This window comes from Glaciecola petra (assembly GCF_031846345.1).
Lineage (GTDB): Bacteria > Pseudomonadota > Gammaproteobacteria > Enterobacterales > Alteromonadaceae > Glaciecola > Glaciecola petra.
Window position 1 is genome coordinate 1,638,751 of the sequence record NZ_JAVRHX010000001.1, and the last position, 26,060, is coordinate 1,664,810.

A 26,060-nucleotide genomic window follows, 5' to 3' on the forward strand; every position below is an offset into this window, starting at 1 on the left:
ACCTTCAGTTGTTGTCAGTCTCGTTAAGTATTATTGTAGGTTCAGGCTCTTCCTCATCATCTAGGTCAGTTACCGTCACAGAGCCTCCTCCAAAGTTCCTTGCTCTCACTCTCATGAGTGACATAAGTTGACTTTGTTGCGCTTGCGAGAGTGCGTTACCACTAACAAATCGACTACCTGAGCCCGAGTTTACAACAAGGCCTATATCTCTTCTTCGAGTGCTCCCATAAAGGTCATTAATGCGCCAATTGTTGATATCTGCCTTTAACCTGCGAGCATTCTGAATAAGTTCTTGGATAGATTTGTTAGCAAACTGCAAGAGGTGTGGTTTTAGGTCCTCATTAAAATCGGGAAAAAACTGCACATTTCTTTCATAAAAGCTAGAAACCCTAAGCACTCCTTTCCCACCATTAAACTGAGTACCCCTATTTGAATTTATAAATTCTTGGGCGTTTTCTTTAAGTGCTTGATTAACTTTGCGCGCGGTAAACGCTCTTGTACGAATGTTCGGACTGCCTTTGATGCCCTGATGTAAACCATATATATATAAGTTATTTTCGGGATAAAGTGCTGGCAGTACACGATAATGAATATCATTGAGGCTGAGTTGAGCGTTTTCTATTGTGAGAATTTTTTTATCAAGAATTGATTCCTCACCCGTTAAAATTGGCTTTAAATTATTCAGTGGATAAACCACAGCTAATTCATTAATTAGGGTAACGTTGTACAGATTTAACCAGTAGGCCAATAAGGCCTCTCTACTATATTGATTGAGAGGTGTAAGGTTGGGGATGTCTTCTAGCTCTTTCCTTAAATTCAGGATTTTTTCTTGGTCATCTTTGAGGCTTTCATAGAAAAAACGATTAGCTTCATTTTCAGTTGCACCATCTACTGTTTGTCTCAAACGTGTGCCCGTGGGAGGTTTAGCCCGTTTAGCATAAGCTCTAGTCGAAGGACCCATATTAATCACACCGGCGTGTAATAATTGGTCAACTATGCTGAAATCCATCTCTAAATCAGAGTTTGCAGTGTATTCAGCGAATTTAGCATAGTCCACCGAACTTGTTTCGCTAGCCATTAAAGTATAGGAAAGTGACATTAACAATAAAGCGAATGGGACTGCTAGAAATCTTTTATACATTGATGAGACCTTATCGGTAGACTAACTTTGCATTGCATGAACACATAAATATAGTACATAAGTATAAAAAAAGTTCATCCGATAAACTAGAAATATAAACAAAATTTTATTTGCTATTAAAAGCACTTAACATGGCGTATTCTGGCGAAATTATTGAACCACTACTATTAATTTCTGTTTGCCCCCACGCCTTCTGCATTTTCACTGCATACTATTTTACTGGCGTTGGCTTGCGCATGAATCATCAAAATCGAATGTTTTTAAAATACTTTTATTTTTCTGCCAAGCTTGGCGGATAAAGGGTAATAAATTGCCCTCGAGACAACCACCGCTTAATAGCCCAAATTGTTGACCAAGGCTATTTACTAACATCATGGCACCTTACTCGGCTCAGTTACTGTTTACGCAACCTGCGTTGTTTGTCAACTAACGTTCAGGTTAAACTATTACGGCCCTGTTCTATAAACAATAATTGACTACAATTATAAAATCGTTGGAAACAAATTTTATGGCGCAAGAAAGTCAAAGGCCAACGCAAGTACCATCTGACCTTACTGTGATGAGCGACGATCAGCAATACTTGGTCGATACCGTCAATACACAAATGCCATTTGGAAAATACGCCGGATGCAAATTGCTTTTGCTTCCCGAACCTTACTTAGTTTGGTTTCATAAAAAAGGCTTTCCGCATGGGAAACTTGGAAAACAGCTAGCCCTCATGTACGAAATCAAACTCAATGGCTTAGAAAAAATGCTCAAGCCTTTGTTAAAAACTGATTAAAGGCTTAAGCTCGCGCTTAATCAGTTTGATACAACAGTTAATTGCTTTAGCGTTTTAAATGGTCGGCTACCAAAAACGCCATTTCTAGCACTTGGTCCGCATTTAAGCGCGGGTCACATTGCGTCTGATAAGCTTGTGCTAAGTCTTCATCGCTAATCTTGTAAGCTCCCCCTGTGCACTCTGTAACATGCTGACCTGTCATTTCTAAATGTATACCACCCGCATGCGTCCCTTCAGCTTTGTGTGCATCGAAGAAGGTTTTAATTTCTGTCAATATTGCGTCAAAGTTTCTGGTTTTATAGCCGCTGCTGGCTTTGATCGTATTCCCATGCATTGGGTCAGAACTCCATACAACAGTTCGTCCTTCTTCCTTAACTCTGCGCAATAAAGGCGGCAAATGATCGCCCAACTTATCGGCGCCCATTCTAGTAATAAAAGTTAAGCGCCCTGGAATGTCGTCTGGGTTTAATGCATCTATAATACGCATTAGTTCATCGCCCTGCATAGTGGGCCCAATTTTCACACCAACAGGATTGTGTATACCGCGGAAAAATTCTATATGGGCATGGTCGAGTTGCCGTGTCCGCTCGCCTATCCACACCATGTGTGCAGAACAGTTATAAGGTTTTCCTGTGAGGGTATCTATACGAGTAAGCGCCTGCTCGTAATTTAGCAACAATGCCTCGTGCGAAGTGAACAAATTCGTTTCTTGCAAAGCAGAAGTATTCTCACTATTTAAGCCAATCACGTCCATAAACGCTAAGGTATCTTCTATCCGCTTGGCAATATCTTGGTAGCGTTCTTTTAAAGGATTGTTCTCTAAAAATGCCATATTCCAACGATTAACTTGATGTAAATCAGCTAAACCGCCTTGTGCAAAAGCACGCAATAGATTTAGTGTAGACGCGCTTCTATGGTAGGCATCTAATAGTCGATTCGGATCAGGCAAACGCGCTTGCTCAGTAAATTCCAGACTATTCACAATATCACCGCGATAACAAGGTAATGTAATACCGTTGATTGTTTCTGTGTCAGCTGAACGCGGTTTTGCATATTGTCCAGCCATACGAGCCACCTTAGTGACTGGACAACGGCCTGCAAAGGTCAATACGATTGCCATTTGCAGAATTACTTTGAAGGTATCTCTTATTTTTGGCGCATTAAATTCATCAAATGACTCAGCGCAGTCACCACCTTGCAACAAAAAGCCCTTACCCTGTGCGACTTCTCCTAATTGTTTATGTAGCTGACGAGTTTCTTCAGCGAACACTAAAGGAGGATAGGTAGAGAGTTTTTTCTCGACATCGTTTAATAAGGTTTGGTCCTGATAACTTGGTTGTTGCAAAATTGGCTTATTCCGCCAACTATCTATACTCCACTGACTCACAATAATTCCTTGTTTATTTGGTTTTGCGCGATGTTAATCAATCATAATCAATCGAAAATGATACCACATTACATGTGGGTCTGTTGACAGCTTTTTAGTCGCAAGCGACAAAATATTTATGGCTGAGGGAGTTGTCTTTTGCTTCAACAAATGAATGGTCAAAAACATGCTTAAGATTTGAAGTCGTCATTTGCGTTTCTGTAGGGGCAACACCGAACATTTTTTGGTCTTTTAGAAACATAATATGACTTGCGTATTTTGCGGATAAATTCATATCGTGAGAACTCATAACTACTACATTTCCCTGCTCACATATTTGGGTTAACAAACGCATAAGTTGCGCCTGATAATTAACATCTAGCTGTTGGCATGGTTCGTCTAATAAAACCAAAGCTTCACCACGCTCTATTGCAGGCCATATTTGGCTTAGCACTCTGGCTAGATGGAAACGTTGTTGTTGACCACCCGATAAGCTTGGTAAATTGTTGTTCAACATACTTGAAAGTTCAAAGCATTGTTCTAATTCGTGAGGTAAATCGACGCGCTGAGTATAAAAACTAAGTAGTTGTTTTAAAGGGATAGAAAACTCAATATTTTGCTGTTGTTGCAATAAGCATCTTTGCCGAGAAAGTGCTTCAAGCGATAAATTAAAAAGGTCGTTGTCTCGCCAATACATCTTTCCTTTGTCAGCGTTTATCAAACCAGAAAACAAAGCCAGTACTGAAGATTTGCCCGCTCCATTTGGCCCTAATAGATGTAATTGGGCCCCTTTTCGAATAATAACATTTAGTTCGCTAACACGCCCTTTTACACTCACGTTACTAGCAACTAGCATTTAGTTAGTGCTCGCGTTGACAGCCTCAATATATTCTTCAAGTTTTTCTTGAGCCTTATTTCCAAACAGTATTTCACAGGCTTCTACAATGCCTTTTGTTTTGACTATCTCAGATTTTCGTAAAACCATTTCAATTTTAGAACGGCGACGTAAAAAATCTTCCAGTTTTGTAATCATCTCACGACGGGCAGCATAATCAAGCTCTGCTCTTAAATATTCAGCATTTTCCATTAATTGTTGCGCTTGAGTGGGATCGCGTTGTATTTCATCCAATATTTGTAATGCATGTATATCGTATCTGCGCCATAAACGCGTAGTCAGTTTTTCAGAAGAGTACGCGGGAGTCATGGCATCTAAATCAATTAATTTTGCCCTATACTCAAACTCCGCTTTGATTTTAGCGTCGGATTCGCCATACCAAATGGCGTCTTCGTAGGGTATGTCGATGCCTAAGGATTTAATAATTTGGCTTATCTCTTCACCTACGTTGATGCAGTCGGTCAATTTGCCACCAAAAATACTCAAGTATTGGTCCTTTTTATTGACGTCAATCGCATGCTTTCGTGATAAAGCTACCCAATCAGCATCACCACCTTTGCCTTTTACTGCAAGGGGACGCACCCCACAGCGTTCCGAAATGATATCGTCTTTGGTTAACATTGGGCTTAGGTCTAAAAGTGCATTCACATTATCTAGAATAAACTTTCTATCATCTTCTGTGACACTGGTATCTGGGTTTTCGACTTTATCATCAGTTGTCCCAATACAGGTTTTTTGTCCCATTGGGATCACAAAAAACAAACGGCCATCGGAGGCAAAAAAAGCGAGCACTTTGTCTACTTTTGTTAACTTGTTTACGATTAAATGCACCCCTTTTGAAAAAAGATGCTGGTGTTCAGTTTGCTGGCCATTTTCCTGATTATATTTATCTACTTTGGGCCCGCAAGCATTTATGATCGCTTTAGACTTAATGCGTATATCCTTTCCTGAAATACCGTCTTTAGCGCTTGTTAGCCAAACATCTTTTTCGCGCTGGCTATCAATAGCCTCAACATAGTTTGTCACAATAGCGCCATTATCCATTGATGAACGAATAAAATTAAATACAAATCGAGCGTCGTTGTCATGCAGAAAGGCATCAGAATATTCAAAACCACCTTGGGCATTACTAATATCAATGACCGGCTCTGTTTGTTTTATTTTTTTAGAAGACAAAAACTTAGGACGCTGAGTAAAGAACCGCCCCATTAACCAATATACCAAAGTGCCAGCAAAAACAAACCATGCAGGGAAACGAAAACCCTTTTGTAAAGTCGTTAAAAAGCGTATTTCCTTGACCGTAGAAGGATAACTACGCATTAAATGATTGCGGCTTTTACACAATTTATTGACTAAAAAGTACTCATGATTTTCTAGATATTTAATGCCGCCCCAAGCTAAATTTGATGAATTGGAAGAAGTTTGCCCTGCAAAGTCACCTTTGTCGATTAGCGCAACTTTAAGCCCTTTCCTGGCTAGCGCGGCTGCCGAAACGGCACCGTTTATACCGGCACCTAAAATTAAGACATCAAATTCTTTTTCATCTAACAAATTTATATTTGTCTCACGCAATAGCATGGCGCCTATTCTCTTCTTGTCATTTATAAGATAAATAGTATATTAATTAGCAATGAATGGTAAAGCAAACTAATTATGTGAATTTATTTGCGCTCTCACCTGCAATATGTTGCGATAGATTTACGGAGTAACAAAGAAATAACAAGCCATATCGAAAAGAGAATAAAAAATGAGTAAACAAGGTATTTTATCGATAGACCAAGGAACGACCTCGAGCAGAGCAATAGTATTTGGTCCTGATGGCCATCAATTTGCTAGTGCACAACAAGAATTTGCACAACATTATCCAGCTAATGGCTGGGTAGAACATGATCCCGAGGAAATTTGGTCAACCACCCTAGACAGTTGTAAAGAGGCCATAGAAAATGCCGAAAGCAAAGGTGTCACAATAAGTTGCATCGGTATTACTAATCAACGCGAAACCACCTTGGTATGGAATAAAGAAACGGGTAAAGCGATTTATCCCGCAATTGTTTGGCAAGACCGACGCACCGCGCAATATTGTGAAAGTATTGCACAACATCAAACCGAAGTTCGGGCCAAAACAGGTCTGTTATTAGACCCCTACTTTTCTGCCAGTAAAATTAAATGGATATTAGATGAAGTTGAAGGTGCGCGTAACTTGGCCAACAAAGGGAAATTGGCCTTTGGCACCGTAGACAGCTTTTTAATTTGGCGCCTAACAGAAGGTCAACGCCATGTGACAGACGCTACTAATGCGTGTCGTACAAACCTGTTTAATATACATACTCAGCAATGGGATGACGATTTACTCAATTTGTTTGATATACCCAAAAGCGTATTACCAGAAGTACTCGACTGCGCTGCGGATTTTGGTACATCTAGTGCTAAAGTTCTCGGTACTAATATCCCTATAAGTGGTGTCGCAGGTGACCAACAAGCGGCATTAATTGGACAATCATGCTTTGAACCCGGCGATTTAAAAAGTACCTATGGAACAGGTTGTTTCGCATTGTTAAATACCGGTGAAAGTCCAGTAATGTCTACACATCAACTGCTAACTACAGTTGGATATAGACTCAGTGGTAAAACGACCTATGCACTTGAAGGTGCTATATTTACTGCGGGAGCCAATATCCAATGGTTACGCGACGGTATCAATGTTTTACAGCACGCTAAACAAAGTCAAGTGTTGGCCGAATCTCTCGATTACGATCATGGGGTTTTTCTTGTGCCCGGCTTTGCAGGTTTGGGGGCTCCACATTGGAATCCTAACGCCAGAGCGAGCCTTTTCGGCATGACTCGCGGCACAGGGCCTGCTCACTTTGCAAGGGCCGCATTAGAAGCGGTTTGTTATCAAACCCATGAACTACTTACCGCAATGAAGAATGACGGTATGCCCTCTACCAAAGTGCGAGTAGATGGCGGCATGGTAGCCAACGACTGGTTGTGTCAATTCTTAGCCGATATTTTACAAATAGACGTTCATCGCCCTAAAATAATGGAGTCTACTGCTTTAGGTGCAGCTTATCTAGCTGGCCTGCAAAACGGTATTTACAACACGCTAGACGACATTGCTGCTCACAAACAAATCGACCGTGTTTTTAAGCCTGAATTAGGTTTGCAGACACGGCAACGTTTGTTAAACAAGTGGGAACTTGCCGTTAAGGCGACTTTGGCTTTTGCGAATTGAATAAACTAAACGGTTAAAGCTAAAGGCCCACAAGGAATGTATTCGCCTGAGTCTTGCCATTGTTGTATTGATATATGCATAAGAAATAGCCTACTCGGTTAAATAAGCCCATTTGGCCGTTAGAGGCAGTAAACGACTTTTATTAGCGCTTAGCGGTGCTAAACAACAAATATAAAAAGACAGGAGCACCTAGACTAGCGGTCAACAACGACAGGGGTACATGCGTACTAAAAAGATATTCATTTAAAAAAGCACAAAGGGTAAGGACTATTGCACCTAGTATTCCTGAGCACAACAATACGGTTTGATTATCATGCCCATGCAAACGTCTTATGGAATGCGGCACTAGCAGGCCTAAAAATGCCACTGAACCAGCAATAGAAACGCTGACGCCAACAAGCAAAGCAACCAGCAAAAAAACTCGCCCATGCAAAGCCTTGGCATCGATACCCGCTAGCACTGCCTCACTTGTTCCCAAATAAAGCGCATTGATTTTTGTTGCCAATCCCAATAACGCTAAACTAGCGACAATTATAATAGGCGCCACTACCGCTAAACTGTTGACGTTTGTGTACGCTAAGCTGCCCATTAACCAAAACGTTAGACTTTGCAAGGCTTGTGGCGGGGCGATTAAATACAACCAAGCGATTAGTGCGCTAAATAAAGTGGATATTGCGATACCCGCAAGTACAAAACTGCTAGTTGAACGCCCTATTTTTTTAGCCAGGATATAAATAAGTAAGCCGCTGACACAAGCCCCTAAAAAGCAAAACAAAGGCATCCAGTACATGCTATTGGTCGCAATGTCGATTTGGGTGAACACACCTAAGCTACTAAAAAGAAATAAGAATATGGCGGCCATTAAACTCGCTCCGCTCGAAACACCGATAATGCCAGGGTCCGCCAAAGGGTTATTTAGCACAACTTGGAGTGCCGCGGATGCACAAGCAATGGCAAAACCTACCAATAGCGCAGTGAGTAACACGGGAAGCTTTAAGCTTTTGAGTATATGAAGTTCAGTGTCAATGTCACCCAGCACGAAACTTGGTAAAAGGTAAGCAATCGCTACAAAGATATAGACACAAAAGTAGCGTAAGCTAAGAGGCAAGACTATTCCATATCAACTTGTTGAGAAAGTTTTAATAGTAAACCATCCGATGCTTCTTCAATTAAATCTAATACTAATTCAAAGCCTCTGCCGCCACCGTAATAAGGATCAGGTACTTCATCAAACTCAGACTGGCTATGTGACATAAAAAGACTTATTTTAGATTGGAATTCGTCAGGGCATTTGCGCTTCAAATCAGAAACGTTAGCTTTATCCATAGCTATAATGTAATCAAACTGTTCGTAGTCTTGTTCAGTGACTCGTCTACATTTTAAGGTCGACAAATCATATCCACGCACGCTAGCAACTTGCTGTGAGCGCTTATCTGGCGGAGCCGCTTTATGGTATCCAGCCGTGCCGGCTGAATCAACATGAACGTCGAATCCGTTTTTTATGGCCTTTTGTCTAAATACACCTTCTGCAGTAGGTGAGCGACAGATATTCCCAAGACAAACAAAAAGTACTGACGGGGACTGCTTCACACTGATATTCCTTTATGAGGTTGATTCTGCAGGATTATACAAGAGATTTATCAAACTTACACCTAGGCTTGCATCGACTTTTTTTCTTATACTTTAGATGCTTTGTGTTTTATGGCCAGATCTTGTCATAATCGCCTTCAAAAGCGTAATTAATTGTTTGTCTGTCATTAGTTTGCCTCAAACTATTGCCTGTCTCTTTTCTGTTGCAGTATATATAGTTGCCTGTTAGTTTTACTTGATATATTTCAGGATTTAAGAACTTTCATATGAACATACTCATGCTAAGTAGCTCAAAATATGCAGACCACCCTTATTTAGGGTATGCCCAAGGCTGGATCTCAGACATATTAGAAGGACAAAAAGACTTACTTTTTATTCCCCATGCAGGCGTTACTGTCAGTTGGGACGCCTACACAGAAAAAGTCCAACAAGCCCTTTCAAATACCAATATTAGAGGGATTCATACCGAAAAGAATCCTAATCAAGCGCTTGGCCGAGCAAACGCTATTTTGATTGGTGGAGGCAATACCTTTCGTCTATTACACGAGCTATACAAAAATGACTTGATTGACTTAATTCAGAAAAAAATACAACACAATACACCCTATATTGGATGGAGTGCAGGCAGTAACATTTGCGGTTTGAGCATTTGCACCACTAACGATATGCCAATCATTGAACCTGCGTCTTTTGACTCACTAAAACTGATAAATGCGCAGCTAAACCCTCACTATACAAACTACACACCCAAAGGGCATCATGGGGAAACACGTGATCAACGCATTGCTGAATTTTGTACGCTAAACCCAATTACGCCTGTTTTGGCTATTCCAGAAGGCACTGCACTGCGTGTTAAAGGAAACAAATTGTCAATGCTTGGTAGTAAAGAAGGATATGTATTTCATGGTGATAGTAAACAGGCCATAAGCAGCAGTGATGATTTAAGTGAATACCTTTAAAAAAGCCTCTGTGAGATTTATTTGATTGATATCTTTAGGCTGAAAAGGAATTTCTGCTAACAACGGTGAAGAGAGTATTTGAATAAGGCTTTGCTTGTTTTGATCGTATTCAAGCATGTCGTCTGAGAGCTGATTAGCCACCCAACCGACACAAGTAAGCCCGTCACGTAAGATTGCTTGATGAGTCAAAATAGCGTGATTTAAGCACCCTAACTTCATGCCAACAACCAAAACAACTGGTATTTGATTTTGAATAACAAAGTCTGAAAGAAACAAGCCATTGTTATTTAATGGCAATCGCCAACCACCCGCTCCTTCGATCAGAATACAACTTGCCTGATGCTTTTTGGCTTCTTCTAAGGAGTCTTGTAAATCGCTTAACTCAATGCTTCTGCCGAGATTAGACGCGGCAATATGTGGTGCTATTGGGGGCTCAAAAGCAATAGGATTAACAAGCTCGTAGTCAATTTCTATATTAGCAGCCTCTTGCAGAGTTAGCGCATCTTCATTTCGCAATCCTGCTGAGGTCATTTCACACCCTGCGGAAATAGGTTTTAATGCTAAGGTTGAATGATACAAATTATTCAATTCTTTCAAGATTAATGAACTGGCAACAGTTTTACCTGCGTCTGTATCGGTACCGGTCATAAAAAATGTTTTCATTGTTAAACTTCTAGTAATTGTGATTGTGTAGAGATAGGACTTGGCGAAGTGTTTTTGCGTATATGAGATAAACATACAAACATTAATTTATAGTCCAAAAGTATCGGATCTTGCTTTTTTGATTCTGAGCCTATACGCATTTTCTGCTCTAAACTTGCGAGCTCTTTTCTGCCTAATGGAAGGTTATTTTTCGCGCTATTCTTATGATTGGCACCAACTCGTTTAATTGAGCCAAGCATATCAATAATATTGCGATGTTCAGTATTAAAAATATCGGTAGTGTCTTGAGTTGCTAAGCCAGCTAGTTGAGCGGCGTGCAGCCATGTACTTCGGCTATGAAACTGGTTAAGTCTAGAAGGCCTATTAATGCCCCGCCACGCTTGATTTAAAAATGAAAATGAACCATCAATTAAGATCGCTAATACGGCGATACCATTTGGTTTCATAAGCCTTTTGATTTCTTGCATTATTTGCTTAGGTTCATTGCACCATTGTAATGCCATAGAAGAATAAAACGCGTCGATGGTCGCGCACTTAAACGGTAGATTCTCAGCGTCTGCGTTAATAAAATGCAGTGGTTCCTCGGGTAACATTTGTGAGGGTAATTTTTCTGATCCTAGCATTGGGTTTTGTAAGGTGCTATTAGCGCTCTGGACTTTTAGGTGTTTGCTTTTGGCTTGCAACAACATTTTAGATGATATATCGATGCCAAAAGTCACCCTTGCATAATGAGAAAGTTCATTTGTCGCATCGGCTGTGCCACAACCCAAATCAATGCAAACATCAAATGCGTTTGATTTAGCATTCATCTTAAATAGAGTTAATGCCCTCTTGGCGACTTGTTTTTGTAAACCTGAATATTGATCATATTGATGGGCTGCTCGATCGAAGCGTTGTGCTATTGCCTTCATACTAGTCGCCCCTTCATGTGTGTATACATTCGGGAATGCATATACTAAGCGCATCAACTAAAGCGCTAACATCCTTGCTTTGATGCAACGCAGATAGCGTTATACGCAGCCTATCGGTGTTTTTGGGCACCGTTGGCGTGCGAATAGCAGGTACCCATAGCCCTAAGTCGGCTAGCCTTTGACTCATTTCTAATGCGGCTACTGGACAGCCCACAACAAGACATTGAATCGCACTATCAGAAGCCATTAATTCTATACCTCGTTCATCACAAAGGCGTTTGAACAAACTGATATTTTGATGCAGGCGCTCTCGTTGCTGGCCTGCTTTAATCAGCGCTAGTGATTGACGTGTTGCTTTTGCTGTAGCGGCACTAATTGCAGTACTGTATACATAGTGCTTTGCATTATTGACCATGTAGTCGATCAAGCTTTTTGAGCCTGCTATAAATGCACCGCTGGTTCCAACAGCTTTACCAAAAGTACCCATCAGTATATCGATGTTGGCAGGCGTATTTTTGGCTTCGCTTTGCCTAGCAATAGGTAAATCCAAACTCCCATAACCATTCGTTCCTAAAACACCAAAGGCATGGGCATCGTCAACCATAAGCCACGGCTTTATTGCTAACGACTTACTATTTAGCGGATTATTAAGATGATCAGCAGAATGGGCAGTTTGTGATGCTAGTTTAGAAAGCGCCGCAATATCACCGTAATCCCCATCCATACTAAAAACGCCCTCAGTAGCAAGTAAACTATTGTTGTGCATAGCGGGAGGCACATTCTCAAGATGCATTTGAGCATGCGCCATATTGTTGTGTTTAAAACGTTTTAACATAGCAGAAGCGTCTATTGCTCCTTGAATAAAAGACGCATGCATATACTTATCACACACAATATAGGCCGGTGAGTTGTCTGGCGAAAGCGCTTGGCAAAGTGCATGGTTTGCCGCAAATCCACTGGTAAAAAGCATTGCCGCAGGCTTGTTTAGTGCGCTACAAAGTACTGACTCAAGTTTTTCGTGCTCAATACTATAGCCACTTAACACCGATGAAGCAGAACTAGACGCACCAAATTCAGACAAGCCTTCGGTATAGGATTGCAACACACTAATATCTTGGCTTAAACCCAAATAATCGTTACTCGCAAAATTTAAGTAAAAGGTGTCGTTAATTTGTATTAATGCACCTTGATTAATAGTGACCGGGGTGCGTACACGAAGCAGATGCTCGGCTTTCCTTTTGTCAATGTCTCTGGCTAAATGTTCAAAACTCATTAGGGCTTTATATTACCTGTTTTGACATAGAGCTCTCAGTTGCATCTATATATAAGGGTTTTTTATTGCCCGCTGCGCTATTTCCTGTTTGATTGTCTGCATTTGCGTCAATTTGTTCTGACAATACAGCTTCAAATGCTTCGTCGGAATGGCTCCGAGTTTTTTGAGCATTAATGCCTAGTTTTCTAAATAATTGTACATCTTCATGCGTGTCTGGATTTGAGGTAGTCAGTAGTTTGCAACCATAAAATATTGAGTTAGCGCCGGCTAAAAAGCATAACGATTGCATTTGTTCATTCATGTCTTCTCGACCAGCAGATAATCGCACATATGACTTAGGCATGATAATTCGCGCTACTGCTATCGTCCGAATGAACTCAAATGGCTCAAGATCATCAACATTATCTAACGGCGTCCCTTTAACTTTTACTAGCATATTGATTGGCACACTTTCAGGGTGCTGTGGCAAATTTGCTAGTTGACGCAATAAGCCAGATCTATCATCAGCACTTTCCCCCATACCCACAATACCACCAGAACAAACATTCATGCCCGCAGAACGCACATTTTCAAGGGTTGTTAAACGGTCTTGGTAAGTACGCGTTGTAATGATGTCTCCATAAAATTCAGGTGAAGTGTCAAGATTATGATTATAATAATCTAAGCCTGCTTCTTTTAAGCTTTGTGCCTGATGCTGGTCTAACATGCCAAGGGTCATACAAGTTTCTAAGCCCAATTTTTTAACTTCTTTGACCATTTCGGTGACATAAGGCATGTCTTTGGCCTTGGGGTTTCTCCATGCAGCGCCCATACAAAAGCGAGTAGAGCCTGCGGCTTTTGCCTCTTTGGCACGTTCAATCACTTTTTCTATTTCGAGTAAACGCTCTTTTTCTAATCCTGTATCGTAGCGAGCACTTTGTGGACAATATTTACAATCTTCAGGGCATGCTCCCGTTTTGATAGACAAAAGTGTACTCACCTGAACGTGATTAGGGTCAAAGTGCTGCCGATGAATACTTTGTGCTTTAAACACGAGGTCATTGAAGGGCAATGCAAAAAGATCGTTTATTTCTTGTATACTCCAGTCATGCCGAAAATCGTCTAACTTCGAGTTTTGAGCATCTGCTGTTGTTATTGATGACGACGGGGATTGTATTTCAGGCATGACATTTGACATTCATTTATGCTCTTTAAAAGGGTTTACTCTCGCGTTAATAAACACTAGTCTATGAGCCCTCCCACATTTGTCAATGTAAAACAACTTGAAAACTTTACAACAGGTCAATAATTGAACAATATTGAATTTGATAAACGCCACATTTGGCATCCTTACACCTCATCAATAAATCCTTTGCCGTGCTACGAAGTGGTACATGCAGAAGGCACTAAAATTACACTGGCAGACGGAAGTGTTGTCGTCGACGGTATGTCTTCTTGGTGGGCTGCAATCCATGGCTATAATCACCCTAAACTCAATGAAGCGGCCAAAGCCCAGCTCGATAATTTTTCTCATATTATGTTTGGTGGTCTTACCCATGAGCCCGCCATTGTTTTATGTAAAAAATTAATTGCACTTACACCAAGCGGTTTAAATAGAGTGTTTTTAGCAGATTCTGGCTCGGTAGCTGTCGAGGTAGCGATCAAAATGGCATTGCAATATTGGGCGTGCCAAGGACGCACTGAAAAAAACCGCTTGTTAGCGCCACGCAATGGCTATCATGGAGACACATTTGCCGCGATGTCGGTGTGCGACCCTATTAATGGGATGCATTCTTTATTTAAAAATAGCTTAATTGAACACTTTTTTGCCCCTGCGCCACAAACACGATATGGTCAAAAGTGGAATCCAGATGATGTTGCCCCTTTGCAAGAGCTTCTCGAGGCCAATCATCACAGCATCGCCGCATTAATACTCGAGCCTGTTGTGCAAGGAGCCGGCGGGATGAGGTTGTATCATCCAGAATATGTAAAGACCTGTCGTCAATTGTGCGACCAATATGATGTACTTTTAATATGTGACGAAATTGCAACCGGCTTTGGACGCACAGGTAAATTATTTGCTTGCGACCATGTTCAAGTTAGCCCCGATATTATGTGCTTAGGTAAGGCAATTACGGGAGGTTACATGTCATTGGCAGCCACACTTTGCAGCGATACAGTTGCCCAAGGAGTGTGCGAAGGAAGTCCCGGTGTGTTTATGCATGGTCCAACTTTTATGGGTAATCCATTAGCCTGTGCCGTGGCCAATGCCAGTATTGATTTGTTGCTTTCACGCAATTGGCAGCAAGAAGTCAACGATATCTATCAACAACTTACCCAAGAGCTAGCCAGTTTACAAAAACATCCGGCCGTTGCTGATATACGAACGCTTGGAGCGATTGGCGTAGTGGAAATGAAACAAGCGGTAGATGTAGCCAAAATACAACGAGTATTTATAGAAAACGGGGCTTGGATACGCCCCTTCGGCAAATTGATTTATGTAATGCCACCGTTTACCGCAAGTAAGCAAGACATCACGGTATTAACACAAGCAATTAAAGCAGGTATTGAAGCTACTTTTTCTCCTTCATAATGCCTTAATTTGTCGACCTGAAATCAGCAGCAACTAAACCGTGCTTTTTCATTAACTTATGCATATCGGTGCGGTTCCGACCTGCTAAGTCTGAAGCGCGTGTAACATTACCTTCTGTTAATTGCAGCAAACGACACAGGTATTCATATTCAAATGTGTCGCGTGCTTCTGTTAACGTCGGCCAATATTGATTTTCTTGTGACAAGGCTTGTTCAACTAAACTCGCGGGGATAATTTGTGAACTGGTCAATGCCACGCAACGTTCCACCACATTTACTAATTGACGCACATTGCCGGGCCATTCAGAGGTGCTCATCAAATTAATCGCATCATCAGCAAATTTAAGTACATTAATGTCATGCTTTTTAGCACTTTGACGCAACAAATGTTCTGCCAAAATTGGAATATCCTCAAAGCGATCTTTAAGCGGTGGAATTTCCAAGTTCACCACATTTAAACGATAAAATAAGTCTTCCCTAAACTCGTTTATTTGCATAGCTTCGTTCAAATTTTTATGGGTTGCAGAAATAATCCTTACGTCAATTTCAACAGACTGACTCGACCCCACTGGTCGCACACTTCTTTCTTGTAATGCCCGCAATAACTTTACCTGTAATGACACCGGCATATCACCAATTTCATCCAAAAACAAAGTCCCTCCATCAGCCTCTCTGAATAAGCCTTGAGTGCTCTGGTGGGCGCCAGTATATGAACCTTTAACGTGCCCAAAAAGCTCAGACTCGAGTAAGTTTTCTGGTAAAGCACCGCAGTTTATCGCTACAAATGGTTTGTCTTTGCGATCACTTGCATTATGAATCGCTTTTGCTAACAACTCTTTTCCAGTGCCACTGGCACCTGATATCAAAACACTGACATTTTTTGTCGCAATTTGCTCCGCTTGTTTTAATAGCCTGATCATTTCAGGTGAACGAGTTACTATGTCTTCGCACCACTCACCTATGCTTTGGCGGCTAGAGCTAGATATAGCGCGCAATAAGGTTTTTCGTAATTCTTTGTGATCAACTGGTTTTGTAAGAAAACTATAAACTCCTCGCTGCGTTGCAGCAACCGCATCTTTTACGCTGCCATGAGCAGTCATTAAAATAACCGGTAAATCACTATGTTTTTGCAAAATCTCATCAAACAACGCTAAGCCGTCCATGCCTGGCATTCTTAAATCGCTTAAAACAACATCGTAAGCATTGTTATAAGTTAACCTTAACGCATGTGTTGCGTTGTTCACACTTGTCACATCAAAGCCTTCACCTTCTAAGCGGATTGACATTAAACGCAAAAGCGTTTCGTCATCATCTATTAACAAAATTTTAGGTTTTGGCTGGTCCATGATTTCTCCTTTCACCTGGTACTTCCTCGGTTTTGTTCAATCAAATCTGATTCAATCTTTAATAATTGCTCCACTTGATCTTGTTGTTTTTGTAATCTGTCTTCACGTTCTTGAAGCTGAATTTGCAAGTCTTGTATTGTTTTTTCTTGGCGCACATTAACGCGACTAATAAGGGTAATAGCAGATTCATACTCCAGTAATTGTTGACTGTTATTGTAAACTATACTTTTTAGTAGCTCACGCATGTCAGGGTCGACTTTGGGAAGCAGCTTAAGCACCCAATTTTGAGCTCTTAAACGATTTTGATATGGCGTATCCTGATACTGACTCAATAATATTTTTATTAATAAGTCTCTTGGATTATCACCTAACACTGCTATTTTTGATTTCCTTTGTGACCATTCTTGCTGTTCTGTTTCTAAGGTAAAAATCAGCCAGTTTTCTAATTTACAAAACTCACTAAATTCGACCTTATTGTCTTCAGACATACACAACTGAATGCCATTTGATGCTTGGTCTTGTTGCGCATCTTTAACGAATTTGGGCACTAACTCACACCCGCTTAATAAACCGGCTAACGCTATGCTAGCCATTATTCTCATACATGGATTAAGCATTATTTTCCCTTATCGGAATTCTGATCCTAAAACACACATCAGCTTTGTTATCATCTATTATCGTTACATCACCACCCAATAACCTTGCACAATCACTCACAATTGATAAGCCCAAGCCAGCCCCAATAACTTTGTCGTTACGGCTTTTTTGTCCACGTTTAAACGGCTCAAATATTTCGCCGCGTGCGGCAAGAGCAATTTCTTCACCACTGTTCATTACGTCGATAATAGTGTTACTACCAACATCTTTCGCTCTAACATGGATTGGGCTGCCTAATGTTCCATGCGCAATAGCATTTGAAACCAAATTATCCATCGCGCGTCTCAACAATTCTGGGTCGCTCACAACCTCTAGCTGAGTATCTACGTCAATAACAATAGACTGGTCGTTTTGCGCAAGCAGGAGTTTGTAGTGGTGGCTGCAATCGTTTATTAAATCGAGTAACGCTATATTCTCGAAGGTAGGTTCAGCTTGTTGTAAGAGCGCATTGTAATCTAACAGTTTGACAATTAATAAATTGAGTCGTTCAGTTGAAACAGTTAATAAATCAACCACTTCTTTTTGTGGGTCTGTCAACTCACCTACCAAGCCTTGTTCTAGTATTTCACAACCTTCTTTAATGCTTGCCATTGGTGTTTTCAGCTCGTGAGATGCATGTCGCAACAATGCTGTGCGAACCTTTTCTAGTTGTTGTAATCGATCATTTAACCAATACAAATCACGTTCTACCGCAATTAGTTCTCTTGGGCCGTCTTGAGTTTGTGTTGGCATCGAGGAATCGTTATTAGCAATACTCTTTATTATTGATTTAAGTTTGCGGACTGGTTTAATTATCAATTGCGCGGCAATAATGGTTAAGCTCAACGAAAGCACCACCAAAAATGCGGTTGACCAACCTTGGCGACTTTGTATCTCTTCCAAATAAGTTTGCTGATACAAAATTCTTTGGTTAATTAATTGCTGTACTTGGCGCCTGAGTTGCTGCTGTGATTGGCGCAAATCGGCAAGTTGTGCGTCTAACAACAAGTTATCATTAAAACTCGGATATTCAGAAAGTTGGGACAAGTTTAAATTAATCGTATTACATTCTGAAATATCGCCAAATTGGTCACAAATAAAAGATATCTTATTCGAATATCCGGCAATAGCGCTGTCGGCTAATTGTTGTAACTGATTTTTAGGTAGCACCTGATATTGTCTAACCAAACGTTCAACATCATCTCCTAAGGCTTCTATTTCTCGAAGCTCAGAGGTTACAAAAACAAAAAATTGTGTATTCTCTGCAGTTAACTGACTCATAGAGTCAAAGTCGCGTTGGCTTTGCCACAAAAGGGCAATAAGAGGCACTAGCGCAACAAAGAAGCTGCCTAGTATTAATTGTCGGAGTGATCGTACTTGCACAACTTGACCAAAATAAGTGAAATAATTGCCAAGCATTGCAAATAAAGCATTGCTGTTCAAGTTGTTAATGAAAAGAAAAGACTGCTTTTGTTGGCATAAAGCCACAATGGGTGTAAAAGCAGTCCCTTCTAAACTTTTCAATAATGCTTATCCTTTTGAAATTTCACTAGCATTTAGTTCGTCCATGCTAATGTAACCATCTTCGTTAACGTCGATAATAGAAAACTGCTCTAGCAATTTTGCATGTCCCGCTGCTTCTTTAAGCGATATTAGTCCATCGTGGTCTGTATCTAGCGTTTTCATTAAGCTCTCTTGAGCAATAGCCGCAATACCGATTGCTTGAAGTGCGATAACACATAATCCAATTAAGATAATTTTATTAGTCTTTGTCATAACTTGTCCTTTTGTCGTTTGTTAGCGTAGTAAATATGCTGCACAAAAAATACTTACATCCACGACATTACAAGTACTGTGCCATATATAAAATAACAATAAATATCAATAAGTTAGATTTTATAAAGATGGTTTTGTGAGATAATTTAGTCGCAAAAAACCGACAAGGTGATGGTGGAGAAATGCTCAATAGATAATTAAAAGGCTCTATGTGATTGAATTAAATAGCTTTTATTCTTGTAGCATTTTTAACACTACGTATACAGAATGCAAACGAAAGCCATCTAATGTGAAGCCTTTATTACTACTCGAGACACTACTCGAAATAAAAAACGAAGGCTATATAGTTAAATAAATAGTGACCAAACTCGTTATTGATATAATTAATAAAATCAATATGTTAACACCAAATCGGTCCATCTTGCGACGATTCCTTTTGGCGCGTAACACAATAGTCACAATGGTTAAAAACAAACATATTTGTAAAAGTGTCAGTAAGTCACCTAAATGTTCTTCTGCCCAAAAGTCTCGCCCTTCAATACCCCAAAAGTTTTGCACACCAGTAATAAATTCAGGTCGAGCATAATGAAATACAATCAAGGCGAGCATCAACACTATCCAAGCAAGCACATTGATACCCGCCATGATTTGGTAAAGCTTGTCATGACTGCGCGATTTTTTGCGACGATCGACCACATTCTTAGGCAACGTGAACTCAATATCGTCCACTTTAGAAGAAGGCAGCTTTTTATTTGTCATATTAGTCAATACAGTAGTGTCATCATAGTTTGAGTAAAGTATACTATTAAAATCAAACAACAATAAATTTTCTGACAATTCTGTGGAGTTAACCATGACAACAGCCCCAGTCGCCGAGGTATTGGCTGGAAAGCACCAAGCAGGCACAACCATTCAAATACAAGGATGGGTGCGTACAAAACGTGATTCTAAAGCCGGTTTATCATTTATTGCCGTTCACGATGGCAGTTGCTTTGACCCCATTCAGGTCGTCGCGCTAAATACCCTAGATAATTATAATGACATATTACGATTAACCACCGGCTGTTCTGTCAAAGCAAGTGGTATGCTCAAACAGTCAGAAGGTAAGGGTCAATCGCTTGAAATTGAAGCAAACAGTATCGAAATTTTGGGATGGGTCGAAAATCCAGACAGTTATCCAATGGCTGCTAAACGTCACAGTATCGAATACTTGCGAGAGCATGCACATTTGCGTCCACGTACTAATATTATTGGTGCGGTTACACGCGTTAGAAACTGCCTATCTCAAGCGGTTCATCGTTTTTTTCATGAACAAGGGTATTGCTGGATAAGCACACCAATTTTGACCGCTTCCGACACGGAAGGTGCTGGTGAGATGTTTCGGGTATCAACCTTAGATATGAATAATATTCCGCGCGACGATAAAGGCGATGTGGATTATAGCCAAGATTTTTTTGGTAAAGAAACATTTTTAACCGTATCTGGTCAACTTAATGTTGAAACTTACTGTACCGCTATGTCAAAAGTTTACACATTTGGCCCAACATTTAGAGCGGAAAACTCCAACACTAGCCGTCATTTGGCCGAATTTTGGATGATTGAACCTGAAGTCGCATTTGCTGATTTGGCAACTATTGCACAGCTTTCAGAGGACTTACTGAAATACATATTTAAAGCCGTATTAGCAGAACGCGCCGACGACATGGCGTTTTTTGAGCAACGCGTCAACAAAGACGTGGTAAAGCGCATGCAAGCCGTGGTCGACAACGATTTTGTCAGAATGGACTATACCGATGCAATCGATATTTTAATTAAAAGTGGTAAGAAATTTGAATTCCCTGTGGAATGGGGCATTGATTTATCGTCTGAACACGAGAGATATCTAGCAGAAGAGCACGTAGGTGCGCCGATTATCATGCAAAATTATCCCAAAGATATTAAAGCATTTTATATGCGTTTGAATGATGATAATAAAACGGTTGCCGCAATGGATGTGCTCGCACCGGGCATTGGTGAAATTATTGGTGGTTCTCAGCGTGAAGAAAGACTTGATGTTTTTGATGCCCGTCTTAAAGAAATGAATTTAGATGCACAAGATTATGCTTGGTATAGAGACTTGCGCAGATATGGCACGGTTCCCCATGCAGGATTTGGCTTAGGGTTTGAGCGAATAGTCGCTTATGTAACTGGTGTGGCAAATGTGCGCGATGTTATACCTTTCCCACGTACGCCTGGTAACGCAAATTATTAGGATCTGAAAAGGCAATTTTTAGGTATAAATGTGCTGAGTATTGATTTTGTGCCGATACATTTTTAGCCGAATCTACTAACGATAAAATAAAAACGAAAAGCGGTATAAGTCCTTTACGACTTTTACTGCTTTTTTTTGTTTTTTTTTGCTTAAGGAGTAGTTACGGGTACTAGCGAATGATGTTGGCATAACAATTTGTCAATTGCCTAACTGGATTACATTTAGTTACATTTGGCACATAAAGCAGACACATATTGCACGTAAAATGACACATGAATATTCTAAGGGAAACTGCAATGAAATCTATTATTCTCACTATCATTGGTTTTATCACTATCTTGCTTGTCGCAATTGGCATAAGCATGGGGATCGTCGCGAGTGCAGCCGACGAAGAAGAACAGAAACAAGAAGATAATCGTCCAGTGATTGACGTAGAGTCATTGGTTGCTATCAATCATCAAGTCAAAATAGTGGGCTTTGGAGAAGTTGAACCATTAGAGAGCACTACCCTCGCAGCGCAAGTGAGTGGCGAAGTATTAAATTGGAACGAAAACTTTGTTGCGGGAGGAGTAGTTAAGCGTGGTGAGATTTTATTCTCAATCGAACCCGACACCTACGAAGCCGCGGTACTGCAAGCTGAAGCGCAAATATCACTCGCACAAGCCACGCTTACTGAAGAATTAGCAAGACAAAAAGTTGCGCAACAAGAGGCTAAAAACTTACCAAAAAATAGAGTCAGCGACCTATATTTGCGCAAGCCTCAGGTTATTAGTGCTAAAGCTCAGCTTAAATCAGCGCAAGCTAGCCTGCGTATCGCTAAACGTAATTTAGACAAAACACTTGTGCGTGCACCCTACGACGCCTTAGTCGTATCGCGCGATATAGGCTCAGGCCAATTTGTGAATGCAGGTATGCGAGTTGCACAAATAAACAACATAGAAACGGCTGAAGTGATGGTGCCTATTGCAGGTTTTGATAGCCCATTTTTACCTGCAAACCCTATTGGGATTTCCGCCCAAATCAGTACCCAAGATGCGAGTTCTGTTCAACGAGAAGGCAGTATTCATCGAAATTTAGGCCTGGTCGATCAAAGTACACGAATGCAACACCTAGTGATAAGAATTAACGACCCTTATGGATTAGAAAGCAATGCACCTAAGTTAAAATTTGGTTCATATGTTCAGGTTAGTTTTTCAGGGCGTGAGTTAGAAAGCGTATTTAAAGTACCTCAGATTTTAGTCAACAATCGCAAAATTTGGATTGTTAATGACCAAGACAAACTTGAGTCTCATACGGTTCATGTGGTGAGGGAAGAAGGTGAATACTTCTTTATCAGCACGGGCGTAACAGAACGCGATCGTATTGCGAAAAGTCTACCTGAATATCCACAAAATGGGATGGATGTAAAAATACTGGATCAAGCAAGCGATCAGGTTAGTAACTCTCTTACCACCGCAAACATCAGTCTTTAGGAGAATTTAGCATGTCTTCAGTTACCGATGAACAAACTCCAATAGACGACCAAAAAGGCATTATTGCTTATTTTGCGCGAAACCCTGTTGCCTCCAACTTACTCATGATTTTTATTATTATTGTGGGCTTGTTCAGCTATTTTGCCATCCAAAAGCAAATGTTCCCATCGGTTGAGCGTAATTATATTGTTGCTAATTTAAATTATCGCGGTGCCTCCCCTCAAGAAATTGAAGAGAGCATTACCATAAAAATTGAAGAAGCGATAAAGGATTTATCGGAAGTCAAAAAAAGTATTGGAAGATCTTGGCGCGGTGGCGGCAGTGTCACTATGGAAATAGATCTTGATGCCCACTTGCCTGACGTATTAGACAAAGTAAAAACGCGTATCGATGGCATCGCTACCTTCCCTGCTTCTATGGAACCTATTACAGTAGTTCAACAAGAATTTCGACAAGAAGTGATTAATATGGCGCTCGTTGGGGATTTACCCTTAACCGAGCTTAAGCCTATTGCTAACCAAATAGAAGACGGGCTCTTAGCTCTGGACAATGTGCAACTTGCCGAAGCGTTTAGCCCTGATGATGAAATCGCCATTGAAATTTTACCCGAAATGCTGCGCAAGTATAACTTAACTATAGATAATATTACGCAATCTATACGCCGTTATTCAGCCAACTTTTCTGCGGGGCAAATTAGAACCGAAGCCGGTACAATTGCGGTTCGCATAGAAAATCAATTTTACAATGGCGAAGAGTTTTCCATGATCCCCGTAAAAATTGGCGACAATGGTGCGCGGGTGTTTTTGCGCGATGTAGCGACCATCAAAGATGGTTTTACTGAAGGTAGGCGCTATTTCAAATACAACGGCCGCAATGCTATTAGCATACAAGTACGCGGCACTAAGACACAAAATATTATCCCTATTGCAGAATCTGTGCATCGATTTATTGATGAGCAAAATCCAACCCTGCCCGACGGACTTGAACTAAAAGTACTGGTTGATATGACCTACTACTTAAATGGTCGGCTCGACATGATGATCAACAACCTAATACAGGGCGCATTTTTAGTATTCATTATGCTGTTTATCTTCCTGCGTTTTAAACTCGCGTTTTGGGTAATGATAGGCTTGCCTGTATGTTTTTTAGGCGCCATGATGATGATGCCTGTATTTGGCTTAACCATAAACATTATGTCGCTATTTGCCTTTATTATGGTATTAGGCATAGTGGTAGACGACGCCATTGTTATAGGGGAATCTGCTTACACCGAAATTGAAAGCAAAGGCGCGAGTGTAAAAAACGTTATTATTGGTGCAAAAAAAGTCGCAACTCCTGCAACTTTTGGTGTATTAACGACCATGGCAGTGTTTGCCCCTAGCTTATTTAGTACAGGGCCTGAGAGTGGTCAATTTATTGCGGTGTCAGGTGTGGTTATTTTGTGCTTGGCTTTTTCACTCATTGAATCGAAACTAATACTGCCTTCGCATATCGCTAACTCCACATTTAAACCGCTCAAAGAAACCAGTTGGCGACATAAATTCAACACTAAATTTTTTGGCTTTGTAAATGGCCCTTATAAAGCTTTTGTAGAGTTATGCACCAAGTATCGCTGGTTTACCTTAGCCTTTTTCATCGGCATGCTGATTATTAGCGTAGGCTTGGTAAATGGTAACTATGTTCGTCAGGTACCTTCGCCTAAGGTCCCGCACGACTTCCCTAGCATAAATATTGAAATGAGCGAAACCGCATCTGATCAAGCACGAATAGACGCGTTAAGGGTTATGGAGCAAATTGTCCTAGATGTTGATGCCGAGATTAAACAAGAATTTGGTGGTCAAGGAATGGTGCGTGACATACTCGCTTGGAACCAAGGTGGCAGTCGGGCAGAAGTATTAGTTCCACTGGTTGACGAAGATTTACGCCCTATGGACACCTTTGCCCTAGCGCGACGATGGCGAGAACGGATTCCCGACATCGCCGGCATGAAGTCGGTAGAGGTACGTGATGAGATATTCGGTAGCGGTGGTAACGGCGAATTTGGCTACATGATATTTGGTGACGATTTAGACACACTCAATAATGCTGGGCGTTACTTGATAGAACTACTACAAACGCAAAAAGGCGTGTTTGATGTGTCATCCACCATTGACCCTGAAAGCAAAGAAGTGCAAATGACATTAAAACCTGTCGCCTACGATTTAGGATTAGATTTGTCGACTATCGCTAATCAAGTCGGCGCTAGCTTCTTTGGCGGTGAAGCTCAGCGCGTATTGCGTAACGGCGAAGAAGTCCGCGTGATGGTGCGCTATCCGCAGCTTACTCGTGAACGCTTTGCTAGCTTAAAGTATGCCGTCATTACCACACCAACTGGGCAAGAAGTGATGCTGGGTGATGTAGTTGACCTTATTGAAGCACCTGGCATTAGTTATATCAGGCGTGAAGGCGGCTACCGCAGCGTATATGTTTGGGGTTCTATAGACGAAGAGCAAGTGGAACCAAACGAATTAATCGATGAAATACGCGAAGAACTGTTACCGCAAATGAAAACCCGTTTCCCTAACGTGAAAACCGAGTTGGGTGGCGCAATTGAAGAAAGCCAAGCGCAGTCTGCAGAACAATATCGCTTTTTTGCCATTGCATTGATCATTATCTTTATTTTACTTGCCATACCCTTAAAGAGTTACTTTCAACCCCTCATTATTATGTCGGTTATTCCTTTTAGTTTAACTGGAGCAATATGGGGCCATTTCATTTTTGGTATGGACATTAGCATTATGTCGATGTTTGGCTTAGTCGCGGCTGCAGGGGTGGTTATCAACGACTCGCTTGTCATGACCGACTATGTGAATCAACGCAGACTTGAAGGTTACTCTGTGCGCGATGCAGTAATAGAAGCAGGCTGCGCACGCTTTAGGGCCATAACGCTAACTTCCATCACCACTTTTGTGGGTGTATTGCCCATTATGTTCGAAACTAGCCTACAGGCTAAAATAGTCATCCCGATGGCCGTTGCTTTAGGGTTTGCCGTACTTTATGCCACCTTGGTAACACTGCTATTAGTACCAAGCTTGTATATGATAGGACAAGACATAGCAGGGGTATTTAAAAAGATGTTTGGTCGCAAGACTAACGTTACATCATTACCTGTTAGTGCCTCAGCAGAGTTCAACGAGTAATTCGCTTTCAAAATCTCG

Annotated in this window: 23 protein-coding genes; 7 read left to right on the plus strand and 16 right to left on the minus strand. The window is 40.9% G+C overall.

The genetic code is table 11. The annotated features are described in order from the left end of the window. Positions 1 to 4: 4 nt before the first annotated feature. Complete coding sequence (locus tag RM552_RS07235) at positions 5 to 1,141, minus strand: DUF547 domain-containing protein (RefSeq protein ID WP_311368093.1); 1,137 nt, start codon at positions 1,139 to 1,141, stop codon at positions 5 to 7. A 216-nt stretch (positions 1,142 to 1,357) separates the two neighbouring features. Beyond that, on the minus strand, positions 1,358 to 1,513 hold the full coding sequence (locus RM552_RS07240; protein ID WP_311368094.1) for an XdhC family protein: 156 nt from the start codon (positions 1,511 to 1,513) through the stop codon (positions 1,358 to 1,360). 187 nt (positions 1,514 to 1,700) lie between these two features. Here RM552_RS07240 and RM552_RS07245 point away from each other — a divergent pair, with 187 nt between their 5' ends. Beyond that, a complete protein-coding gene (locus tag RM552_RS07245) occupies positions 1,701 to 1,922 on the plus strand; it encodes a DUF3820 family protein (RefSeq protein ID WP_311368296.1) in 222 nt (73 codons plus the stop codon). A 46-nt stretch (positions 1,923 to 1,968) separates the two neighbouring features. Here the strand turns inward: RM552_RS07245 and RM552_RS07250 are convergent, their stop codons facing one another. The 3 genes from RM552_RS07250 to RM552_RS07260 all read right to left on the minus strand — a co-directional run bounded on the left by RM552_RS07250 (position 1,969) and on the right by RM552_RS07260 (position 5,761). After that, on the minus strand, positions 1,969 to 3,309 hold the full coding sequence (locus RM552_RS07250; protein WP_311368095.1) for a class II 3-deoxy-7-phosphoheptulonate synthase: 1,341 nt from the start codon (positions 3,307 to 3,309) through the stop codon (positions 1,969 to 1,971). 94 nt (positions 3,310 to 3,403) lie between these two features. Continuing rightward, positions 3,404 to 4,144, minus strand: coding sequence for an ATP-binding cassette domain-containing protein (locus RM552_RS07255; protein ID WP_311368096.1), 741 nt, complete (start codon positions 4,142 to 4,144; stop codon positions 3,404 to 3,406). Continuing rightward, positions 4,145 to 5,761, minus strand: coding sequence for a glycerol-3-phosphate dehydrogenase/oxidase (locus RM552_RS07260; protein WP_311368097.1), 1,617 nt, complete (start codon positions 5,759 to 5,761; stop codon positions 4,145 to 4,147). It lies immediately after the preceding gene. 169 nt (positions 5,762 to 5,930) lie between these two features. On the opposite strand from RM552_RS07260, the gene glpK reads away from it, so the two are divergent. Then, complete coding sequence (gene glpK, locus RM552_RS07265; protein WP_311368098.1) at positions 5,931 to 7,415, plus strand: glycerol kinase GlpK; 1,485 nt, start codon at positions 5,931 to 5,933, stop codon at positions 7,413 to 7,415. Positions 7,416 to 7,557: 142 nt separating this feature from the next. Here the strand turns inward: glpK and RM552_RS07270 are convergent, their stop codons facing one another. Beyond that, entirely contained in the window at positions 7,558 to 8,523 is a 966-nt protein-coding gene (locus RM552_RS07270) for a FecCD family ABC transporter permease (protein WP_311368099.1), read from the minus strand. Between the two features lie 2 nt (positions 8,524 to 8,525). Then, the gene (locus tag RM552_RS07275; protein ID WP_311368100.1) at positions 8,526 to 9,005 is read right to left on the minus strand and encodes a low molecular weight protein-tyrosine-phosphatase; all 480 of its coding nucleotides are present in this window, start codon (positions 9,003 to 9,005) and stop codon (positions 8,526 to 8,528) included. Positions 9,006 to 9,271: 266 nt separating this feature from the next. Between RM552_RS07275 and pepE the strand changes: the two genes are divergently transcribed. Further along, the gene (gene pepE / locus RM552_RS07280; RefSeq protein WP_311368101.1) at positions 9,272 to 9,964 is read left to right on the plus strand and encodes a dipeptidase PepE; all 693 of its coding nucleotides are present in this window, start codon (positions 9,272 to 9,274) and stop codon (positions 9,962 to 9,964) included. On the opposite strand, the gene bioD is transcribed toward pepE, so the two are convergent. Genes bioD through bioB form a run of 4 tightly spaced genes read right to left on the minus strand, consistent with a single transcriptional unit; the run spans position 9,947 to position 13,988 of the window. Beyond that, on the minus strand, positions 9,947 to 10,627 hold the full coding sequence (gene bioD / locus RM552_RS07285) for a dethiobiotin synthase (protein WP_311368102.1): 681 nt from the start codon (positions 10,625 to 10,627) through the stop codon (positions 9,947 to 9,949). The two genes, pepE and bioD, sit on opposite strands and share 18 nt — an antisense overlap. A 2-nt stretch (positions 10,628 to 10,629) precedes the next feature. Further along, on the minus strand, positions 10,630 to 11,538 hold the full coding sequence (locus tag RM552_RS07290) for a methyltransferase domain-containing protein (protein ID WP_311368103.1): 909 nt from the start codon (positions 11,536 to 11,538) through the stop codon (positions 10,630 to 10,632). 13 nt (positions 11,539 to 11,551) lie between these two features. Next, the gene (locus tag RM552_RS07295) at positions 11,552 to 12,811 is read right to left on the minus strand and encodes an aminotransferase class I/II-fold pyridoxal phosphate-dependent enzyme (protein WP_311368104.1); all 1,260 of its coding nucleotides are present in this window, start codon (positions 12,809 to 12,811) and stop codon (positions 11,552 to 11,554) included. 7 nt (positions 12,812 to 12,818) lie between these two features. After that, positions 12,819 to 13,988 carry a biotin synthase BioB gene (gene bioB, locus RM552_RS07300; protein ID WP_311368105.1) on the minus strand — a complete coding sequence of 390 codons (1,170 nt, stop codon included), beginning with the start codon at positions 13,986 to 13,988 and terminating at the stop codon, positions 12,819 to 12,821. Between the two features lie 111 nt (positions 13,989 to 14,099). Here bioB and bioA point away from each other — a divergent pair, with 111 nt between their 5' ends. Further along, positions 14,100 to 15,383: an adenosylmethionine--8-amino-7-oxononanoate transaminase gene (gene bioA / locus RM552_RS07305; RefSeq protein ID WP_311368106.1), complete on the plus strand. Its 1,284-nt coding sequence runs from the start codon at positions 14,100 to 14,102 to the stop codon at positions 15,381 to 15,383. 4 nt (positions 15,384 to 15,387) lie between these two features. Here bioA and RM552_RS07310 read toward each other — a convergent pair whose 3' ends face one another. The 5 genes from RM552_RS07310 to RM552_RS07330 all read right to left on the minus strand — a co-directional run bounded on the left by RM552_RS07310 (position 15,388) and on the right by RM552_RS07330 (position 19,995). Further along, positions 15,388 to 16,728, minus strand: coding sequence for a sigma 54-interacting transcriptional regulator (locus tag RM552_RS07310; RefSeq protein ID WP_311368107.1), 1,341 nt, complete (start codon positions 16,726 to 16,728; stop codon positions 15,388 to 15,390). An 11-nt stretch (positions 16,729 to 16,739) separates the two neighbouring features. Then, the gene (locus RM552_RS07315; protein ID WP_311368108.1) at positions 16,740 to 17,345 is read right to left on the minus strand and encodes a hypothetical protein; all 606 of its coding nucleotides are present in this window, start codon (positions 17,343 to 17,345) and stop codon (positions 16,740 to 16,742) included. After that, positions 17,338 to 18,888, minus strand: a complete 1,551-nt coding sequence (locus RM552_RS07320; RefSeq protein WP_311368109.1) for a sensor histidine kinase — start codon at positions 18,886 to 18,888, stop codon at positions 17,338 to 17,340. The genes RM552_RS07315 and RM552_RS07320 overlap by 8 nt, the downstream gene beginning before the upstream one ends. A 6-nt stretch (positions 18,889 to 18,894) precedes the next feature. Then, a complete protein-coding gene (locus tag RM552_RS07325) occupies positions 18,895 to 19,140 on the minus strand; it encodes an EF-hand domain-containing protein (protein WP_311368110.1) in 246 nt (81 codons plus the stop codon). 339 nt (positions 19,141 to 19,479) lie between these two features. After that, positions 19,480 to 19,995: a hypothetical protein gene (locus tag RM552_RS07330; protein WP_311368111.1), complete on the minus strand. Its 516-nt coding sequence runs from the start codon at positions 19,993 to 19,995 to the stop codon at positions 19,480 to 19,482. Between RM552_RS07330 and asnS the strand changes: the two genes are divergently transcribed. The 3 genes from asnS to RM552_RS07345 all read left to right on the plus strand — a co-directional run bounded on the left by asnS (position 19,994) and on the right by RM552_RS07345 (position 26,042). Then, a complete protein-coding gene (gene asnS / locus RM552_RS07335) occupies positions 19,994 to 21,391 on the plus strand; it encodes an asparagine--tRNA ligase (RefSeq protein ID WP_311368112.1) in 1,398 nt (465 codons plus the stop codon). The two genes, RM552_RS07330 and asnS, sit on opposite strands and share 2 nt — an antisense overlap. 296 nt (positions 21,392 to 21,687) lie before the next feature. Continuing rightward, the gene (locus tag RM552_RS07340; RefSeq protein WP_311368113.1) at positions 21,688 to 22,863 is read left to right on the plus strand and encodes an efflux RND transporter periplasmic adaptor subunit; all 1,176 of its coding nucleotides are present in this window, start codon (positions 21,688 to 21,690) and stop codon (positions 22,861 to 22,863) included. Between the two features lie 11 nt (positions 22,864 to 22,874). Then, positions 22,875 to 26,042, plus strand: coding sequence for an efflux RND transporter permease subunit (locus RM552_RS07345; protein WP_311368114.1), 3,168 nt, complete (start codon positions 22,875 to 22,877; stop codon positions 26,040 to 26,042). Positions 26,043 to 26,060 lie beyond the last annotated feature (18 nt).

Excerpts from the sequence above, each read along its gene's own strand:
- RM552_RS07235 (WP_311368093.1), bottom strand. The coding sequence starts at position 1,141 with ATGTATAAAAGATTTCTAGCAGTCCCATTCGCTTTATTGTTAATGTCA.
- RM552_RS07240 (WP_311368094.1), bottom strand. The coding sequence starts at position 1,513 with ATGTTAGTAAATAGCCTTGGTCAACAATTTGGGCTATTAAGCGGTGGT.
- RM552_RS07245 (WP_311368296.1), top strand. The coding sequence starts at position 1,701 with ATGAGCGACGATCAGCAATACTTGGTCGATACCGTCAATACACAAATG.
- RM552_RS07255 (WP_311368096.1), bottom strand. The coding sequence starts at position 4,144 with ATGCTAGTTGCTAGTAACGTGAGTGTAAAAGGGCGTGTTAGCGAACTA.
- RM552_RS07260 (WP_311368097.1), bottom strand. The coding sequence starts at position 5,761 with ATGCTATTGCGTGAGACAAATATAAATTTGTTAGATGAAAAAGAATTT.
- glpK (WP_311368098.1), top strand. The coding sequence starts at position 5,931 with ATGAGTAAACAAGGTATTTTATCGATAGACCAAGGAACGACCTCGAGC.
- pepE (WP_311368101.1), top strand. The coding sequence starts at position 9,272 with ATGAACATACTCATGCTAAGTAGCTCAAAATATGCAGACCACCCTTAT.
- bioD (WP_311368102.1), bottom strand. The coding sequence starts at position 10,627 with ATGAAAACATTTTTTATGACCGGTACCGATACAGACGCAGGTAAAACT.
- RM552_RS07290 (WP_311368103.1), bottom strand. The coding sequence starts at position 11,538 with ATGAAGGCAATAGCACAACGCTTCGATCGAGCAGCCCATCAATATGAT.
- RM552_RS07295 (WP_311368104.1), bottom strand. The coding sequence starts at position 12,811 with ATGAGTTTTGAACATTTAGCCAGAGACATTGACAAAAGGAAAGCCGAG.
- bioB (WP_311368105.1), bottom strand. The coding sequence starts at position 13,988 with ATGTCAAATGTCATGCCTGAAATACAATCCCCGTCGTCATCAATAACA.
- RM552_RS07310 (WP_311368107.1), bottom strand. The coding sequence starts at position 16,728 with ATGGACCAGCCAAAACCTAAAATTTTGTTAATAGATGATGACGAAACG.
- RM552_RS07315 (WP_311368108.1), bottom strand. The coding sequence starts at position 17,345 with ATGCTTAATCCATGTATGAGAATAATGGCTAGCATAGCGTTAGCCGGT.
- RM552_RS07325 (WP_311368110.1), bottom strand. The coding sequence starts at position 19,140 with ATGACAAAGACTAATAAAATTATCTTAATTGGATTATGTGTTATCGCA.
- asnS (WP_311368112.1), top strand. The coding sequence starts at position 19,994 with ATGACAACAGCCCCAGTCGCCGAGGTATTGGCTGGAAAGCACCAAGCA.
- RM552_RS07330 (WP_311368111.1), bottom strand. The coding sequence starts at position 19,995 with ATGGTTAACTCCACAGAATTGTCAGAAAATTTATTGTTGTTTGATTTT.
- RM552_RS07340 (WP_311368113.1), top strand. The coding sequence starts at position 21,688 with ATGAAATCTATTATTCTCACTATCATTGGTTTTATCACTATCTTGCTT.
- RM552_RS07345 (WP_311368114.1), top strand. The coding sequence starts at position 22,875 with ATGTCTTCAGTTACCGATGAACAAACTCCAATAGACGACCAAAAAGGC.